We start from the raw sequence: 16,913 nt of genomic DNA on the forward strand, positions 1-16,913 counted from the left end.
ATGCGAGTGCCAACGCCACCGGATATGTGAACGCCGGTTCAGGCCGTCAACGACCCCGATCAAAAAATTTCGACCGGCCGCCCCGAAAGCGGGAACAAAATCGCGGTGCGGCGGCGTCCGTATTGGCTGGCTAATACGGACCATTGCCGCGCCTTCGCGGCTGGGGTAGCGATGGGGAATGACCGACGCTCGCGCAGACGCTCTTCCGCCCGCCTCTCCCCTCGACCAGGATTTCAGCCGACCGGGACGCAAGCCGGGCAAGCGTAGCGGCTGGCGCATCCTGAAGGCGGCGTGGCGGCTGCTGGTCGGGATCAAGGATTTCCTGGTCCTGGCGGCGATGCTGCTGTTCTTCGGCCTGATCTTCGCCGCGCTCAACGCACGGCCGGGGACCAAGGCGATCACCGACGGCGCCCTCCTCCTCAAGCTGGACGGCCCGATCGTCGAGCAGCCCGAGACGATCGCGCCGCTCGCCATGCTGTCGGGGCGCAGCGTCCCGCACGAATATCGCCTGCGCGATCTGGTCCGCGCGATCGATGCCGCCAAGGATGACGGCCGGGTCAAGGTGCTGGTCCTCGACCTGGATGCGTTCGGCGGGGCTTATCCTGCGACCTTGCAGGAGGTCGGCGACGCGATCCAGCGCTTCCGCAAGGGCGGCAAGCCGGTGCTGGCCTATGCCACCGCCTATACCGACGGCGCCTATCGCCTGGCCGCGAACGCCAGCGAGATCTGGGTCAACCCGCTGGGCGGCACGCTGTTCGCGGGGCCGGGCGGCAACCAGCTCTATTACAAGGGGCTGATCGACAAGCTGGGCGTCAACGCGCATGTCTACCGCGTCGGCAAGTTCAAGTCCTTCGTCGAACCCTATATCCGCGCCGACCAGAGCCCCGAGGCGCGCGCGGCGTCGCAGGCGCTGTACGGCACGCTGTTCGCCCAGTGGCGCGAGGGCGTCGCCAAGGCGCGGCCCAAGGCGCAGATCGACAGTTTCCTGGCCCAGCCGGACCGCGCGGTGCTGGCCGCGAACGGCAGCATCGCGGACGCCAATCTGAAGGCCGGGCTGGTCGACAGGCTGGGTGACAAGCTGGCCTTCGGCAAGCGGGTCGCCGAGATTGCGGGCGCCGATGCGAGCAAGCCTGCGGGCAGCTTCCGGACCATCTCCTACGCCTCCTGGGTGCGTGCCCATCCCCTGCCGACGCAGGGCGACGCGATCGGCGTGCTGACCATCGCGGGCAATATCGTCGATGGCGAGGCGGGCCCCGGCACCGCGGCGGGCGATACGATCGCCAAGGCGCTGCTCGACGGGCTGGCCAAGAAGAAACTGAAGGCGCTGGTCGTCCGCGTCGCCTCGCCCGGCGGCTCGGTGCTGGCCTCCGAACAGATCCGCCAGGCGATCCTGGAGGCCAAGCGGCAGAAGCTGCCCGTCATCGTGTCGATGGGCGGCCTGGCCGCGTCGGGCGGCTATTGGGTCTCGACCCCCGCCGACCTGATCTTCGCCGAGCCGGGCACGATCACCGGGTCGATCGGCATTTTCGGGCTGATCCCCTCGTTCGAGAACACGATGGCCAAGATCGGCATCACCACCGACGGGGTGAAGACCACGCCGCTGACCGGCCAGCCCGATGTGCTGGGCGGCTTCACCCCGATGCTCGACACCATCCTCCAGGCGGGGATCGAGAATGGCTATCGCCAGTTCCTGACCCGCGTCGCCGAGTCGCGCCACATGTCGGTGGAAAAGGTCGACACCATCGCGCAGGGACGCGTGTGGGACGGCGGCACCGCGCGGCAGATCGGGCTGGTCGACCGGTTCGGCACCCTGTCCGACGCGATCGCCGAGGCCGCGCGCCGCGCCAGGCTGGACCCCGCCAAGGTCTATGCCGAATATCTGGAGAAGAAGCCGGGCTTCGCCGCGACGCTGGCCGAAGGGTTCGACAGCGACGATGACGACACGCAGCAGGGCGGCGACGTGTTCGCCATCGCGGCGGCGGAGCGTCGCGCGGTCGCGGCCCGCGCGCTGGGCGATGTCGCGCGACTGGCGCGCGGCGGGTCGGTGCAGGCGCGCTGCCTGGAATGCGGCGGCCTGGGTCCGGTGGGCTCGGTCAGCGACGAGCGGCTGCTCGATCTGCTGATCGCAAAGCTGGGGTTGTGAGCTGATCCGCCACCTCCGTTCAGCCTGAGCGAAGTCGAAGGCCAGGGGAAACCCTTTGCCCCGATGTGGGGCGTGCACTTCGAGTTCGCTCGGTGCGAACGGGGCTCGGGATTGGGGCCTTCCCCAAACGGCGCGCGGGAATCGGGGCTTTCCGAACGGCGCGTCCGCGCGCTAGGCAGGCCCATCGTTTCAGGAGACGCACGCCCCATGATCGCCATTCGCGCCGCCCGCCCCGATGACGCCGCCGCCATCGCCGCCATCTATGCGCCGCATGTGCTGGCGGGCGTGGTGTCCTTCGAGACGCAGGCGCCCGATGCCGATGCGATGCGCGCGCGGATGGAGGGCGCGGACGGGCTGTATCCATGGATCGTCGCCACGCTGAGCGACGAGGCGGGCCGCGAGGATGCGGTGATCGGCTATGCCTATGCCGCGCGCTTCCGCGAGCGCGAGGCGTATCGCTGGGTGGTGGAGACGACCATCTATGTCGCCGACGTGTCGCAACGCGCGGGCGTCGGACGGCTGCTCTACGAGGCGCTGGTCGACACGCTGACCGCGCAGGGCTTCACCCAGGCGATGGGCGTGATCGCGCTGCCCAATGACGGATCGATCAAGCTGCACGAGGCGGTCGGCTTCCGCCGCGCGGGCGTCTTCCGCGAGGTCGGCCACAAGCATGGCCGCTGGATCGATGTCGGCTATTGGCAGCGCGAACTGGCCCAGCCCGTACCCCAGCCCGCCGAGCCCCGGCGCTTCGCCGATGTCGGCGTGGTGCGCGACCCGGTGGCGGTGAAGCACCGCTGACCGATCCGCCGCAAGTCGCCCGCCCGTGGCGATTTCGCGTACCAGCCTGATCCACCATACCAATCTAGGGCTTGGCTTTGCGCACCCGCATTGTCTAACGCCGTGGATGAAGCCCTTTGGGGCAGGTCAAGGAAGGAACAGGCATCATGGCTGCCGACTGGTCGACGATCGAATCGCTCCCGCAGACTCCGCTTCTCGATCTTTTCGCGAATGATCCCAACCGGCTGGCCTCGCTCAGCCTGGACGTGGCGGGCATCCATTTCGACTGGTCCAAGACGCATCTGACGCCAGAGGCCGTCGCCGCCTTCGCCGAACTGGCCAAGACCAAGGGACTGGCTGCCAAGCGCGACGCGCTGTTCGGCGGCGAGGTGGTCAACGTCACCGAAGGCCGTGCGGTCGAGCACACCGCCGAGCGTGGCGAAGGCAATCCCGAAAGCGTCGCCACCGCCCGCGCCTCGCACGCCCGGATGCGCGCGCTGATCGACGCGATCGAGGCCGAGGCGCTGGGCCCCATCCGCCATGTCCTGCACATCGGCATCGGCGGATCGGCGCTGGGCCCCGACCTGCTGGTCGATGCGCTGGGCCGCGACAGCGACCGCTATGACGTCGCGATCGTCTCCAATGTCGACGGCGTCGCGCTGGAGGAGGTGTTCAAGCGTTTCGACCCCGCCGCCACCTTGCTGGTCGTCGCGTCCAAGACCTTCACCACCACCGAGACGATGCTCAACGCCACCTCGGCGCTCCAGTGGATGACCGAGCACGGCGTAGAAGACCCCTATGGCCGGGTCATCGCACTGACCGCCAACCCCGCCAAGGCGGTCGAATGGGGCGTGGACGAGACGCGCATCCTGTCCTTCGCCGAGTCGGTCGGCGGCCGCTATTCGCTCTGGTCGACGATCGGCTTCCCCGCCGCGCTGGGCCTGGGCTGGGACGCGTTCGAGGAACTGCTCGAAGGCGCGGCCGAGATGGACCGCCATTTCCGCCTGACCGACCTGTCGCAGAACGCCCCCGCGCTCGCCGCCTTTGCCGACCTCTATTATACCCAGGTCCGCCATGCCGAGACGCGCGCGCCCTTCGCCTATGACGAGCGGCTGCGCCTCCTGCCCTCCTATCTCCAGCAGCTGGAGATGGAATCGAACGGCAAGGGCGTGACCGTCGATGGCCAGCCCGTCGGCCGTCCCACCGCCGCGATCACCTGGGGCGGGGTCGGCACCGATGCGCAGCATGCGGTGTTCCAGCTTCTCCACCAGGGCACCCACCTCGTCCCCGTCGAGTTCATCGCGGTGGTCGAGCCGGGCGATGTGCTGAGCGACGAGCATCACCGCCAGCTGCTGCTCAACGCCTTCGCGCAGGGCGCCGCGCTGATGAAGGGCAAGAAGACCGACGATCCCGCGCGCAGCTATTCCGGCGATCGTCCGTCCTCGACCATCCTGCTCGAGACGCTCGACCCGCGCACGCTGGGCGCGCTGATCGCCTTTTACGAGCACCGCGTGTTCGTGAACGGCGTGATCCTGGGCATCAACAGCTTCGACCAGTTCGGCGTCGAGCTGGGCAAGGAAATGGCCAAGGCCGCCGAACAGGGCGGGCAGGATTTCGATCCCTCGACCGAGGACCTGATCAAGCGCGCCTTTGGGTGATCCGATCCTCCCCCTGCCAGGGGAGGGGGACCGGCGAAGCTGGTGGAAGGGTGTCCCCCTCTCGATAGCGCCCCCCCTTCCGTCACGCGACGCGTGCCACCTCCCCTGGCAGGGGAGGAATTTGAATTTCCGATCACTGTCAGGGGGACGCTGAACTTGGCTCGGCGTCCCCCGTTATGCTTTTAGGCGGGCCTGTCGCCCCCATTCCCCGGAGAAACCGATCCCATGGCTGAGTATGACTATGACCTGTTCGTCATCGGCGCAGGCTCGGGGGGAACGCGGGCGTCGCGGGTCGCGGCGGCGCATGGCGCGCGCGTGGCGGTGGCCGAGGAGTATCGCGTCGGCGGCACCTGCGTCATCCGTGGCTGCGTGCCGAAGAAGCTGCTCGTATACGGCGCGCATTTCGCCGAGGACCTGAAGGACGCCCGCCGCTTTGGCTGGCAGGTGCCCAGCGAGTGCGAATTTTCGTGGAAGACGCTGCGCGACAATGTCCTGTCGGAGGTCGACCGGCTGAACGGCGCCTATACCAACACGCTGGAGAGCCATAAGGTCGAGATCATCCAGCAGCGCGCGGTCGTCACCGGCCCGCACAGCGTGCGCCTGGCCGACGGGACCGAGAAGACCGCCGACAAGATCCTGATCGCGGTCGGCGCGCATCCCGCCGTCCCCTCCTGCCCCGGCCATGAGCACGGCATCACCTCCAACGAGGCGTTCCATCTCGATGCGATCCCCAGCCGCGTGCTGATCGCGGGCGCGGGCTATATCGCCAACGAATTTGCGGGCGTCTTCCACCAGTTCGGCGCGCACGTCACGCTGATCAACCGCAGCAAGGACATTCTTCGCGGATACGACCTGACGATCCGCGACCGGCTGCTCCAGATTTCGATGATGAAGGGGATCGAGTTCCGCTTCGACGCGACGTTCGAGGGGATCGAGAAGCAGGCGGACGGGTCGCTGCTGGTCTCCATGTCGAACCATGCGCCGATCGAGGTCGACCTGGTCATGTTCGCGACCGGCCGCCTGCCCAACACCCATGGGCTGGGGCTGGAATCGGCGGGCGTCGAGCTGGACGAGCATGGCGCGATCAAGGTGGACGAGGATAATCGTTCGACCTGCGACAGCATCTACGCGGTCGGCGACGTGACCAACCGCGTCCAGCTGACCCCGGTGGCGATCCGTGAGGGACAGGCCTTTGCCGACACGATCTTCGGCAACAAGCCGACCCGCGTCGATTATGACTGCATCCCCGCCGCCGTGTTCAGCCACCCGCCCATGGCGGGGGTCGGCATGACCGAGGCGCAGGCCAAGCAGAAGCTGGGCTCGGTCCGCGTCTATACCTCCGACTTCCGCCCGATGAAGAATGTGCTGGCGGGGCGCGACGAACGTGCGCTCTACAAGATGGTCTGCGACGGCGACACCGACCGGGTGGTCGGGCTGCACATGATCGGCCCCGACGTGCCCGAGATCATCCAGGCGGCGGCGGTCGCGGTGAAGGCGGGGCTCACCAAGGCGCAGTTCGATGCCACTGTCGCGTTGCACCCGACCATGGCCGAGGAACTGGTCCTGATGCGCTGACCCACGCGCACCCTGCCCCCGAGTGTCCCGCTCGGGGGCAGATGGTCACTTGGCCACGGATATTCGTTATCGCGAAAAAAGTTATCGAAGCTTAAGCCTTGCGCGTTATGCGATTGCACGGCCGTCACGCGATGGTCCGAAACCCGTTGCCCTGGAAACCGCGATGTCCGCTCCTGCCCCGACCCTCGATCAAATCATCGCGCTGGCCCAGGCCGCGCTGGAGGGCGCCGATGCGCTGAACCAGCCGCTGGCGGGCAATCATTTCGCCGCAGGGCTCGACATGCTGCGCGCCGCCCAGCAGGCGCAGCGCGCATTTCCGGTACTCGCCTGACCCGCCGGGGCGGAGTCAGGCCACCCCTTCCTCAACCCTTTCGTCGTCCAGCGCCGTGGCGCGCGCATGGGCGGGGCGATCGCTCAACCGGCCGATATAGGCCATGACCGGCTCGGTCTTGGGCAGCAGTCCGAACTGGGTGAACCACATCAGCTGCGACCCCAGATAGACATCGGCGGCGGTGAAGCGATCGCCCGCGATATAGGGATGGCGCGCCACCGCATCGCCGATCACCGCCACCGCCCGGTCGAAATCGCCATAGCCCGCCATGCGCTGCTGCTCGACCGTCGGGGTCACGCCCATCGCGCGGTTGGTGATCGCCGCCTCCAGCGGGCCCGCCGCGAAGAACAGCCAGCGATAATAATCGGCACGCTCCGCCGGCAATGGCGCCAGCCCGGCATCCGGAAAGGCGTCGGCCAGATAGGCGCAGATCGCGGCGGTTTCGGTCACCACCTGTCCGCGATGGACGATGGCGGGCACCTTCATCATCGGGTTGATCGCGCGATAGGCGGGCGCGACCATCGTCGTCCCATAGTCGAGCACCACCGTGTCGTAACCGTACCCGATCGAGCCTAGCCCCGGTCCCCGCACCCGACTAAGCTCCTCATCCGGATCGCAAAATCACCGGCGCCGATGCCGGACCCGCGGTCAGGAGTGGAGGATGCCCGCATGACCGATATCCCCCCGACCGATTCGCTGCATGACCGGGCCGTCCGGATCTATGACGCCTTCACCCATGAGCATCACGACCGCCGCAACCTGTTGCGCCAGATGACCGCGCTGGCTGGGTCGGCTGCGGCGGCCGAGGTGCTGATCCTGGGCATCGCCGCGAGCCCGGCGGCGGCCACGGTCGTAGATCCGCATGACGCCCGGCTGCGCATTGATCGGCGCGAGGGGATGGAGGCTGGGGCCCGCTCCGCCGCCTATGTCGCGGTGCCCAGAGCGGCGCGGAAGCGCTTGGGCACGGTCCTGCTCATCCATGAGAATCGCGGCCTGACCCCGCATATCGAGGATGTCGCGCGGCGGCTGGCGCTGGTCGGATTCCACGCGATCGCGCCCGACCTGCTCGCCCCCCAGGGGGGCACGCCGCCCGACGAGGACAAGGCGCGCACCCTGATCGGTACGCTCGACTATGATCTGGCGCTGGCCCAGGCGCGGGCGATGATCGACCATGGGCGGGCGGACCGCACGGGGACGGGCAAGGTCGGCGCGGTCGGCTTTTGCTGGGGCGGGGCGTTCGTCAACCGGCTGGCGGTGGCGGCGGGACCGGCCCTGGCGGCGGGGGTCGCCTATTACGGGCCCGCCCCCGACCCGGCCGAGGCGGCGAAGGTCCGCACGCCGCTGATGCTCCATTATGCGGGCAAGGATGCGCGCGTGAACGCGACCGGCACGCTTTGGGTCGCGGCGCTCAAGGCGGCGGGGCGGCCGGTCGAGGCCTTCACCTATCCCGGCGTCGATCATGCGTTCAACAATGACAGCTCGGCGGCGCGCTATGACGCGGCGGCGGCCGCGCAGGCATGGGAGCGGACGACGCGCTTCCTGCATCGCCATCTCGACCGGGTCTGACCGGTCCGGCACGTATCGAGGAGACATGCGATGACCGGCGATCTGACGCTCTACACCAACCCCCGCTCGCGCGGCCGCATCGCGCGCTGGATGCTGGTGGAAAGCGGGGCCTCTTGGGACATGGCCTTCGACTTCGCCCAGGCCAGGGCCGATCGACATCCAGCGATGCCTTCCCTTCCCTCGCCCCTCGCAGAGGGGAGAGGGTTGCGCAGACTTGGCCTTTGCGAGAGCAAAGGCTTAGTCGGAGCTGGGTGAGGGGTGGCGCTCGCTCCGCGAGCGCGCGAGCCTTTGGGCTCGCTCAACCCCTCACCCAAGCTGCGCTAGCCAGCAAGCTGGCAAGCTTCGCTAACCCTCTCCCCTGGCCAGGGGAGAGGGAAGAAGGCGCAATGCTGAATGTCGATACGACTTAAGCCAGGCGGGGGGGTACGCCCCCACCCTTAACGCATGAGCCCCACCCGAAACCGCCGTTCACGCTGAGCGAAGTCGAAGCCCACGGGAGGGCGCGCGCCTCCAAACAAAAAGGCCACCCCCTTTCGGGGATGGCCCTTGTGTCAGCTTGGCTGGAAGATCACGCCCCCAGCGGGCTCGGCGATCCGAACGGTCCGGGGCCGCGCCGCGTCTTCGGGATCGAGGTTCCCGCCTTGGCGATCGGCACCGCCTTCGCCTTGGGATCGTCGCGACCGATATCGTCGCCCGCGATCAGCTTCTTGATCTCGTCGCCCGACAGCGTCTCATATTCCAGCAGCGCACCGGCCAGCAGATGGAGCTGGTCGACATGCTCGGTCAGGACGTGCTTGGCACGGTGCAGGCCGCCCTCGACGATCGACTTGATCTCGTCGTCGATCAGCTGCGCAGTCTGGTTGGACATGCGCACCGGCTGGCTGGACGAATAACCCAGGAAGCTCTCGCCCTCGGGCTGGGCATATTCCACCGGGCCGACCTTGTCCGACATGCCCCATTTGGTGACCATGTCACGCGCCAGACCCGTGGCATATTGGATGTCGCCGCTCGCGCCGCTCGACACCTTGTCGTAACCGAAGATGATCTCCTCGGCGACACGACCGCCCATGGCGACCGCCAGGTTCGCGTACATCTTGTCGCGGTGATAGCTGTACGAGTCGCGCTCCGGCAGGCGCATCACCATGCCCAGCGCGCGACCGCGCGGGATGATCGTCGCCTTGTGGATCGGGTCCGAAGCCGGTTCGTGAAGCGCGATGATCGCATGGCCCGCCTCGTGATAGGCGGTCATCCGCTTCTCGTCCTCGGTCATGACCATCGAGCGACGCTCCGCGCCCATCATGACCTTGTCCTTGGCTTCCTCGAACTCGGCATTGGCGACCAGGCGTTTGCCCTTGCGCGCGGCCATCAGCGCGGCTTCGTTGACCAGATTGGCCAGGTCCGCACCCGAGAAGCCCGGCGTGCCGCGCGCGATGACGCGGGCATCGACGTCGGGTGCCAGCGGCACCTTCTTCATATGGACTTCGAGGATCTTCACGCGGCCATCGATATCCGGACGCGGCACCACGACCTGGCGGTCGAAGCGGCCGGGACGCAGCAACGCGGGGTCGAGCACGTCGGGACGGTTGGTCGCGGCGATGATGATGATGCCCTCATTGGCCTCGAAACCATCCATCTCGACCAGCAGCTGGTTCAGCGTCTGCTCGCGCTCGTCATTGCCGTTGCCCAGGCCCGCACCGCGATGGCGGCCGACCGCGTCGATTTCGTCGATGAAGACGATGCAAGGCGCGCTCTTCTTGGCCTGTTCGAACATGTCGCGCACGCGGCTGGCGCCGACGCCGACGAACATCTCGACGAAGTCCGAACCCGAAATGGTGAAGAAGGGCACGCCCGCCTCCCCCGCGATCGCGCGCGCCAGCAGCGTCTTGCCGGTGCCGGGCGAGCCGACCAGCAGTGCGCCCTTCGGGATCTTGCCGCCCAGACGGGCGAACTTCGACGGGTCCTTCAGGAATTCGACGATTTCCTGCAACTCTTCGCGCGCTTCATCGATGCCGGCCACATCGTCGAAGGTCACCTTGCCTTCCTTCTGGGTCAGCATCCGCGCGCGGCTCTTGCCAAAGCCCATCGCGCCGCTGGCCCCGCCGCCCTTCTGCATCTGGCGCAGAACGAAGAAGGCGATGCCGATGAACAGCAGGAACGGCAGCGAGTTGTACAGCATCAGCATCCAGATCGACGGGCCTTCCTCGGCCTTGGCCGTGAAGGTCACGCCCTTGTCGCGCAGACGCGGGATCAGCTGCGAATCGGGGACCGGGCTGGTGCGGAACTTCTCGCCCGAGGACAGCGTGCCGGTGATCGAATCGCGCGAGATGACGGCGGTCTTCACCGTCCCCTCGTCCACCTTGTCGAGGAAGGTGGAATATTCGATCTGGTTGCCGCTCTGCGCCGACGATCCCGCGCCGGACAGGCTGACGAACAGGGCGAGCGCCATCAGGATGCCCACCCAGATCAACAGGCTCTTCATCCAGGGGTTGCCGCCCCCATTGGGATCGGGGCTCTGTTGCTTGTCGTTGTCGTTCATCGGTGCCGGATACCTTTCAGCCCTCAAGATAGGCACAGCGAGGTTAATGGCAATGGAACAACGCCGATCAAAGTGATCGAGCGCCCCCTCCGACGTCGATCACGCGCCCGAGTCGGCCCCCGGCTCAGCCGGTGCGGCGGGGCGGCGCGGGACGGAAGCGCCAGATACCCGACCGCACGCTGGCGATCACGCCCGCCTGGGTCGCGCGGCTGCCTTGCGCCAGCGCGTCGAGCAGCTTCTCGATATTGCCGCCCTCGTTCCAGGCGGGAGCCTCGATCGCGGCGGCGGCGCGGACGGTGCCGATCGCGCGCCGCGCCAGCCGACGCCCCAGCTCGCGCGGCAGGTCGGCGGCGGCGATGCGGACATTGTCCGCGTCGATCTGCGCCCGCTCCTGCCACAGCCAGTCGACCGTCGCGCGCAGATCGGTGTCCGCCTCGGCCAGTTGCGCCGCCGCCCGCGCGAGCTGCGCCACGCCCAGCCATTCATGCCCGTCGAGCAGCTGGCGGAACCGGGTGCGGTCGTGCCGGGGATCATGATTGGCGGGATCGTCGACAAAGGGCGCCTCGGCGCGGCGGACGATCCGGCGCAGCTCGGCGCGGCGCCAGTCGAGCAGCGGGCGCAGCACCGTCACCCCCGCGATGACCGTCCGGGCCCGGACCCCCGACAGCCCCGACAGCCCGGCCCCACGCGCGGCGCGCATCAGGAAGGTCTCGGCCTGGTCGTCGGCATGATGCGCGGTCAGGATCGCCGCCGCGCCGATCGCCCGCGCCTGCTCGGCGAGCAGCGCATAGCGGACCTCGCGCGCCTGTGCCTGGATGCTGGCCCCGGCGATCGCCTCGCCGGGCCTGAGGGCGTGATGCGGCACGCCCAGCGTGGCGCAATGTGCCGCGACCATCCGCACCTCGTCGGCGGCCTCGGGGCGCAGACCGTGATCGACCGTCGCCACCGCGATCCGCCCCGGAAAGGCCGAAGCCGCCAGCATCAGCATCGCCATGCTGTCGGGGCCGCCCGACACGCCCAGCAACAGCGGCGCCGTATCGGAGGACAAATCGTGAAGGATCGTCAGATCCGCCGCGAAACGCGCGATCTGATCGACGGCCGTGGCATCGGTGGCCATGATGCTCTCGAAACTGGTGAGGGATGCGCCCGCTCTGGCCCTTCCGCCGCCCGCGCGCAAGGGGTTTCGGCCCCCTGCCCGCCGCCGGTTTCGAGCGGATCAGCCGCTTACTGGCACTTGGCCGCCGAACGTCCCGCCGCGACCTGCCCCTTCATCGCGCCCGACAGCTTGGCGCCATAGACATCGCTCAGCTCGTCATAGACCTTGCAGGCATCGGCGGCCTTGTTGAGCTTGGTCAGCGCCTGGCCCAGATACATCAGGCTTTCGGGCGCGCGCTCGCCATCGGGGAATTTCTTGTAATTCTCATAAAAGGCCATCGAGGCGAGGCTGGGCTTGCCCGAGTCGAGATAGGTACGGCCCAGCAGATTCTGCGCATAGCTGGCGCGGCGGCTCTTGGGATAGTCCGCGACGACCTTCTTCAACTGCGCCTCGGCCTCGGGGTAGCGCTTGGCCGCCCACAGGCGATAGCCATAGAGATAGGCGTCCTCGGCCGCATCGCCGGTCGATGGCTTTTCCACCGCCGCGCCGCCGGCCGCCGCCGGGGCCGCCGTATCGCCGCTGGCGACGACCGCCGCCGGGGTCTTGGTCGGACGGGTCGAGGCCGTCGGCGCGGGCGTTCCGGTGTCGAGCGGCGCGCTCTGCCCGGCCGGGGCGATCGGGGCAGGCCCGGCCTCCAGCGCCTTCAACCGCGCCTCGGTGCCGCGCCTATAGGCGTCGAACTGCTCCTGAAGCTGGCGGGTGCGAAAGCCGTTCTGCTCGATCTGGCCGGTCAGATTGGCCATCTGCTCCTCCAGCGAGGTAACGCGCGAGGTCAGGTCGGCCAGCGCGCTCGTCGCGGGCACGCCGGGGGCCTGCGCCTGGGTCTGGGGCGCGGTGATCTCGGGCTGGACATAGCCGCCCGCGCCGTTCGGAAACACCTTGCGCTGGACCGCGCGCATCTCGCTTTCCAGCTTGCCGACCCGGCCCTCGACATTGGACTGGGCTTGCGCGGCGGTCGGCAGGATCATCACGGCCGCGACCCCGGCCAACAACAGGTTACGCATCGGTCTCACCCCCCGGTGGGCTGGTTGTTGAACGGACGCGGCACCCTATGCCCCGTCCCGGCTGTCTCCAGCCTTAAAGATCCGCCGGTGCCGTGGCGGCGGGCGTCGGCGACGGCGCGGGGGCGGGCGGTGCCGCCACCCCTGCATCGTTGCCGGTCGTCGTCGGGCGCCGCCGCTCCTCGCGCACGCGCGGCGCGGCGACAGGGGTCGGCGAAGTGCTGGCGGCGGGCTGGGGCGCGCCGGACAGACGCGCCGCGATCGAGGCGGGGTCGAGCCGCACGTCCTTGATCGCGCGCGATCCGTCGCCCAGCGGCGGGATGGCCGCGCCGTTCAGCGTCACCGCCAGCTTGTCGGGACGGCCGACATTCAACAGCGGCCCCTGCGCATTGGCGGGCACCTCATATTGCTCGCCGGGCTTCAGCGTGCCCATCTTCAGCGTGACGTTGTTGGCGTCATAGACGCGCAGCCAGACATCGCCCTTGGCGGTCAGCACGACCTTGCCGCCCGTCACCGGGGTCGGGCTGGGTGCGGGCGTCGGGGCCGGGGCGGCGGCGTTCGCGTTGGCGAGCGGGGTCGCGGCGGGCACCTCCTGCGCGGTGTGGTCGCGGCGGAACAGGTCGGTGCCGTACCACAGCCCGGCGATGATCAGCAGCGCCAGCGCCAGCCCGACGCCGAGGATCGCCAGCCCGCGCGACGGCACGCGGGCGGGATCGGCGATATCCTGGGGCACATATTCGGTGATGCGGCGGCCCAGCCGGTCGACATCGGCGCGCACCGCCTGCGCGATCGCCACCTCGTCCGCGCCCACGGCACGGGCATAGGCCTTGGCGAAGCCGACCGCATAGGTGGCCGATGGCAGGCTCTGATAATCGGATGCCTCGATCGCCGCGAGATGGCGGCTGGGGATACGCGTCCGCGCACCGATATCGCCGAGCGAAAGCCCCTGCGCCTCGCGCGCCGTGCGCAGGACGTCACCGGCGCGGGCAGGTGCCGCCGGTGCGGCATCGTGGCCGGGATTAACCTCGTCCATTCTCAACTCCGAAGTGACCATGGCCCACCCCATGATCGCGGTCGTTCTTTCAGACGGCTGGGATCAAGTCAACGCGGAGCCCCGCCCCGCGTCAGGCCAATTCCACACCATTCGTCGCAGCCCAGGCACCAAGCGCCCCGCGCATGTCGCGGACCGGATTGGCGAGCAGCCGCGCCATCTCGGCGGTGATCGCGGCGCGGTCGAGCGAGCGGATCATCGCCTTGACCGGCCCGACCGCCGCCGGGGTGATCGACAGCCGGTCGAGCCCCAGCCCGATCAGCGCCATCGCCTCCAGCGGCCGCCCGCCCATCTCGCCGCACACGCCGACGCGCACCCCCGCCGCGCGCGCGGGCTCGACCACCCGGCGCAGGAAGCGCAGGATCGAGGGGCTGAGCCAGTCATAGCGCTCGGCCAGCTTCGGGTTGGCCCGGTCGGCGGCGAACAGGAACTGGGTCAGGTCGTTGGTGCCGATCGACAGGAAGTCGACATTGGGCAGGATCAGGTCGAGCTGTTCGGCCAGCGCGGGCACCTCCAGCATCGCGCCATAGCGCACCTCGATCGGCAGGCGGCGTCCGCGCGCGTCCAGCCAGGCGCGCTGCGCCTCGAACAGCGCCTTGGCCTCGTCGAACTCCCACGCCTCCGACACCATCGGGAACATGACGTGGAGGGTGCGCCCCGCCCCCGCCTCGATCAGCGCGCGCGCCTGCGCCTTCATCAGCCCGTCGCGCTCCAGCGCCAGGCGCAGCGCGCGCCAGCCCATCGCCGGATTCTCCTCGTCCCCGGCGGGCGTGTTCAGATAGGGTAGCGCCTTGTCGCCGCCGATGTCGATGGTGCGGAAAACGACCGGCCGGTCGCCCGCCGCCTCCATCACGTCGCGGTACAGACGCTGCTGCCGCTCGCGCTGCGGCAGGGTGGCGGAGACGAGGAACTGGAATTCGGTGCGGAACAACCCGATCCCGTCCGCCCCCGTGGTGTCGAGCGCGGCGGCATCGTCGCGCAGCCCGGCATTGACCATCAGCGTGACGCGGTGCCCGTCCTTCGTCACCGGCGGCACGTCGCGCAGGGCCGCGAACGCCGCGCGCCGCTTCTGGCGCAGCGCCAGCTTGGCCTCGAACGCCTCCTCCATCGCCGAGGTCGGACGGACCAGCACGCTGCCCTCGGTCACGTCGAGGAGCAGCTGGTCGCCCTCCGCGATCTGGCGCCGCACATCGCTGACCCGGCCCAGCACGGGCACGCCCATCGCACGCGCCACGATGATGACATGCGCGGTCAGCGACCCTTCCTCCAGGATCACGCCCTTCAGCCGCCGCCGGTCATATTCCAGCAGCTCGGCCGGACCCAGGTTGCGCGCGATCAGGATCGTGTCCTGGCGCAGGCCCAGCTGCGCCGCCGTGCCCATCTGGCCCGACACGATGCGCAACAGCCGGTTGGACAGGTCCTCCAGATCGTGCATCCGGTCGGCGAGCAGCGGATCGTCGATCTGGCGCATCCGCTGGCGCGTGCGCTGCTGCACCCGCTCGATCGCGGCCTCGGCGGTCAGGCCGCTGTCGATCGCCTCGTTGATCCGGCGCGCCCAGCCCTCGTCATAGGCGAACATCTTATAGGTCTCGATGACCTCGACATGCTCGCCCGCCACGCCGAACTCGGCCTCGCGCGCCATGCGGTCGATCTGTTCGCGCATCTTGTCGAACGCGGCATAGACCCGGCGGCGCTCGGCATCGATGTCCTCGGCGACCGTATGCTCGATGACGATGCGCGGCTGGTGGTAGACGGCAAAGCCGCTGCCCATGCCGTCGACCAGCTTCTGCCCGCCCAGCCGGACCGATGCGGTCATCTGCGGCCGCGCCCCCGCCGCGCCCGTCGCGTCGATCAGCCCGGCATTGGCGATCAGTTCGGACAGGACCATTGCGACGGTCTGCAGCGCCTCGATCTCGACATCGGCATATTTGCGCGGCTCGCTATGCTGCACCGCCAGCACGCCCACCGCCCGTTCGCGCCGGATGATCGGCACGCCCGCAAAGCTGTGGAACCGGTCCTCGCCCGTCTCGGGCTTATAGGCGAAATCGGGATGGCTCGCGGCTTCGTCCAGGTTCAGCACCTCGACATCCTCGGCGATCGTGCCAACCAGCCCCTCGCCCAGCGCCAGCTTGGTGACGTGGACCGCCTCCTCGGCCAGCCCGCGCGTCGCGAACAGCTCCAGCACCCCTTCGCGCAGCAGATAGATGGAGCATACCTCGCTGCCGATCGCCTCGCCGATGATCTGGACCACCTGGTTCAGCTTGGCTTGGGCGGGCGCGCGCGACGCCATTACGTCGTGGAGGCGGACGAGGATCTCGCGGGCGGATGCGGCGGCCGAAACGGGCATGGCGACAGGGCTAACAGACGGCAGGCGGCGGTGTCATGCCCTAATATCGCAGCGCCGTGCCTTTTCCCGGTGGACGCGCCTCTCCCATATCGCCCAAGTGACTGATCCGCGTTATATTTCCGATGCTTATACCGAACAGCGCGATGATCGGCCGGTTGCGATCCCGCATCCATCGCACGGGAGATCATCATGCCCAAGGCCCTTCGCATCGCGCCTGCCCTTCGCCTCGCGCTCGGCATCGCCGCCGCCCCCATCTCCGGCATGGCGCAGACCCCCGATTATGTGAAGGCGGCGGGCATGAGCGATCTGTACGAGATCACCTCCAGCAAGCTCGCGCTACAAAAGTCGCGCAATGCCGAAGTCCGGCGATTCGCGCAGATGATGATCGACCATCACCAGCAGACGACCGCCGCCACCGTGCACGCGGCGCGACAGGACGGCCTGAGGCCGACACCGCCCCGGCTGGGCGGGGCACAGGCTTCGATCGGCGAGCTGAACCGCGCTTCGGGCGACGCTTTCGACCGGCTCTATATCGGGCAGCAGATCCCCGCGCATCAGGCCGCGCTCGAACTGCACCAGGGCTATGCGGCGAACGGCGACAAGCCCGCGCTGAAGGCCAGCGCGCAAAGCGCCGTCCCGATCGTGCAGCAGCATATCCAGATGCTGCAACAGATGCCGCGCTAGAGCAAATTCCGATCAGTCTGCATCGTAACCGGCTGCGGCGAAGTAGTTGGCGCATTCGGCAGGCGTGAAGGTGTCGATGGCGGCACCG

The 16,913-nt window shown here is 68.6% G+C and carries 13 protein-coding genes; 7 read left to right on the plus strand and 6 right to left on the minus strand.

The genetic code is table 11. The features are described 5' to 3' along the window. Positions 1–178 precede the first annotated feature (178 nt). The 5 genes from sppA (at position 179) to ABIC44_RS15730 (ending at position 6,484) form a co-directional block, all read left to right on the plus strand. Positions 179–2,143 carry a signal peptide peptidase SppA gene (gene sppA / locus ABIC44_RS15710; RefSeq protein WP_354296487.1) on the plus strand — a complete coding sequence of 655 codons (1,965 nt, stop codon included), beginning with the start codon at positions 179–181 and terminating at the stop codon, positions 2,141–2,143. A gap of 207 nt (positions 2,144–2,350) precedes the next feature. Next, positions 2,351–2,941: a GNAT family N-acetyltransferase gene (locus ABIC44_RS15715; protein WP_307100607.1), complete on the plus strand. Its 591-nt coding sequence runs from the start codon at positions 2,351–2,353 to the stop codon at positions 2,939–2,941. 146 nt (positions 2,942–3,087) lie between these two features. Then, complete coding sequence (gene pgi, locus ABIC44_RS15720) at positions 3,088–4,578, plus strand: glucose-6-phosphate isomerase (RefSeq protein WP_354296488.1); 1,491 nt, start codon at positions 3,088–3,090, stop codon at positions 4,576–4,578. A 225-nt stretch (positions 4,579–4,803) separates the two neighbouring features. Beyond that, positions 4,804–6,153 (plus strand): glutathione-disulfide reductase, encoded by a 1,350-nt coding sequence (gene gor, locus ABIC44_RS15725; RefSeq protein WP_309701046.1) that lies wholly within the window; start codon positions 4,804–4,806, stop codon positions 6,151–6,153. A gap of 163 nt (positions 6,154–6,316) precedes the next feature. Next, positions 6,317–6,484 carry a hypothetical protein gene (locus tag ABIC44_RS15730; protein ID WP_307100613.1) on the plus strand — a complete coding sequence of 56 codons (168 nt, stop codon included), beginning with the start codon at positions 6,317–6,319 and terminating at the stop codon, positions 6,482–6,484. Between the two features lie 15 nt (positions 6,485–6,499). Here the strand turns inward: ABIC44_RS15730 and ABIC44_RS15735 are convergent, their stop codons facing one another. Further along, on the minus strand, positions 6,500–7,075 hold the full coding sequence (locus tag ABIC44_RS15735) for a glutathione S-transferase family protein (RefSeq protein WP_354296489.1): 576 nt from the start codon (positions 7,073–7,075) through the stop codon (positions 6,500–6,502). Positions 7,076–7,153: 78 nt separating this feature from the next. Here ABIC44_RS15735 and ABIC44_RS15740 point away from each other — a divergent pair, with 78 nt between their 5' ends. Beyond that, on the plus strand, positions 7,154–8,050 hold the full coding sequence (locus tag ABIC44_RS15740) for a dienelactone hydrolase family protein (RefSeq protein ID WP_354296490.1): 897 nt from the start codon (positions 7,154–7,156) through the stop codon (positions 8,048–8,050). Positions 8,051–8,618: 568 nt separating this feature from the next. Here the strand turns inward: ABIC44_RS15740 and ftsH are convergent. From ftsH to ptsP, 5 genes are all read right to left on the minus strand, one after another. Beyond that, positions 8,619–10,586: an ATP-dependent zinc metalloprotease FtsH gene (gene ftsH, locus ABIC44_RS15745; protein WP_307100618.1), complete on the minus strand. Its 1,968-nt coding sequence runs from the start codon at positions 10,584–10,586 to the stop codon at positions 8,619–8,621. A gap of 124 nt (positions 10,587–10,710) precedes the next feature. Beyond that, positions 10,711–11,703, minus strand: a complete 993-nt coding sequence (tilS, locus tag ABIC44_RS15750) for a tRNA lysidine(34) synthetase TilS (protein WP_354296491.1) — start codon at positions 11,701–11,703, stop codon at positions 10,711–10,713. Between the two features lie 107 nt (positions 11,704–11,810). Beyond that, positions 11,811–12,746 carry a tetratricopeptide repeat protein gene (locus tag ABIC44_RS15755; RefSeq protein WP_354296492.1) on the minus strand — a complete coding sequence of 312 codons (936 nt, stop codon included), beginning with the start codon at positions 12,744–12,746 and terminating at the stop codon, positions 11,811–11,813. Positions 12,747–12,819: 73 nt separating this feature from the next. Then, entirely contained in the window at positions 12,820–13,776 is a 957-nt protein-coding gene (locus ABIC44_RS15760) for a helix-turn-helix domain-containing protein (RefSeq protein ID WP_354296493.1), read from the minus strand. Positions 13,777–13,867: 91 nt separating this feature from the next. Continuing rightward, on the minus strand, positions 13,868–16,141 hold the full coding sequence (gene ptsP, locus ABIC44_RS15765) for a phosphoenolpyruvate--protein phosphotransferase (protein ID WP_354296494.1): 2,274 nt from the start codon (positions 16,139–16,141) through the stop codon (positions 13,868–13,870). Between the two features lie 189 nt (positions 16,142–16,330). On the opposite strand from ptsP, the gene ABIC44_RS15770 reads away from it, so the two are divergent. Further along, a complete protein-coding gene (locus ABIC44_RS15770; protein ID WP_354296495.1) occupies positions 16,331–16,825 on the plus strand; it encodes a DUF4142 domain-containing protein in 495 nt (164 codons plus the stop codon). Positions 16,826–16,913: the final 88 nt, after the last annotated feature.

It is taken from the genome of Sphingomonas sp. 1185 (assembly GCF_040544655.1).
Taxonomy (GTDB): Bacteria; Pseudomonadota; Alphaproteobacteria; order Sphingomonadales; family Sphingomonadaceae; genus Sphingomonas.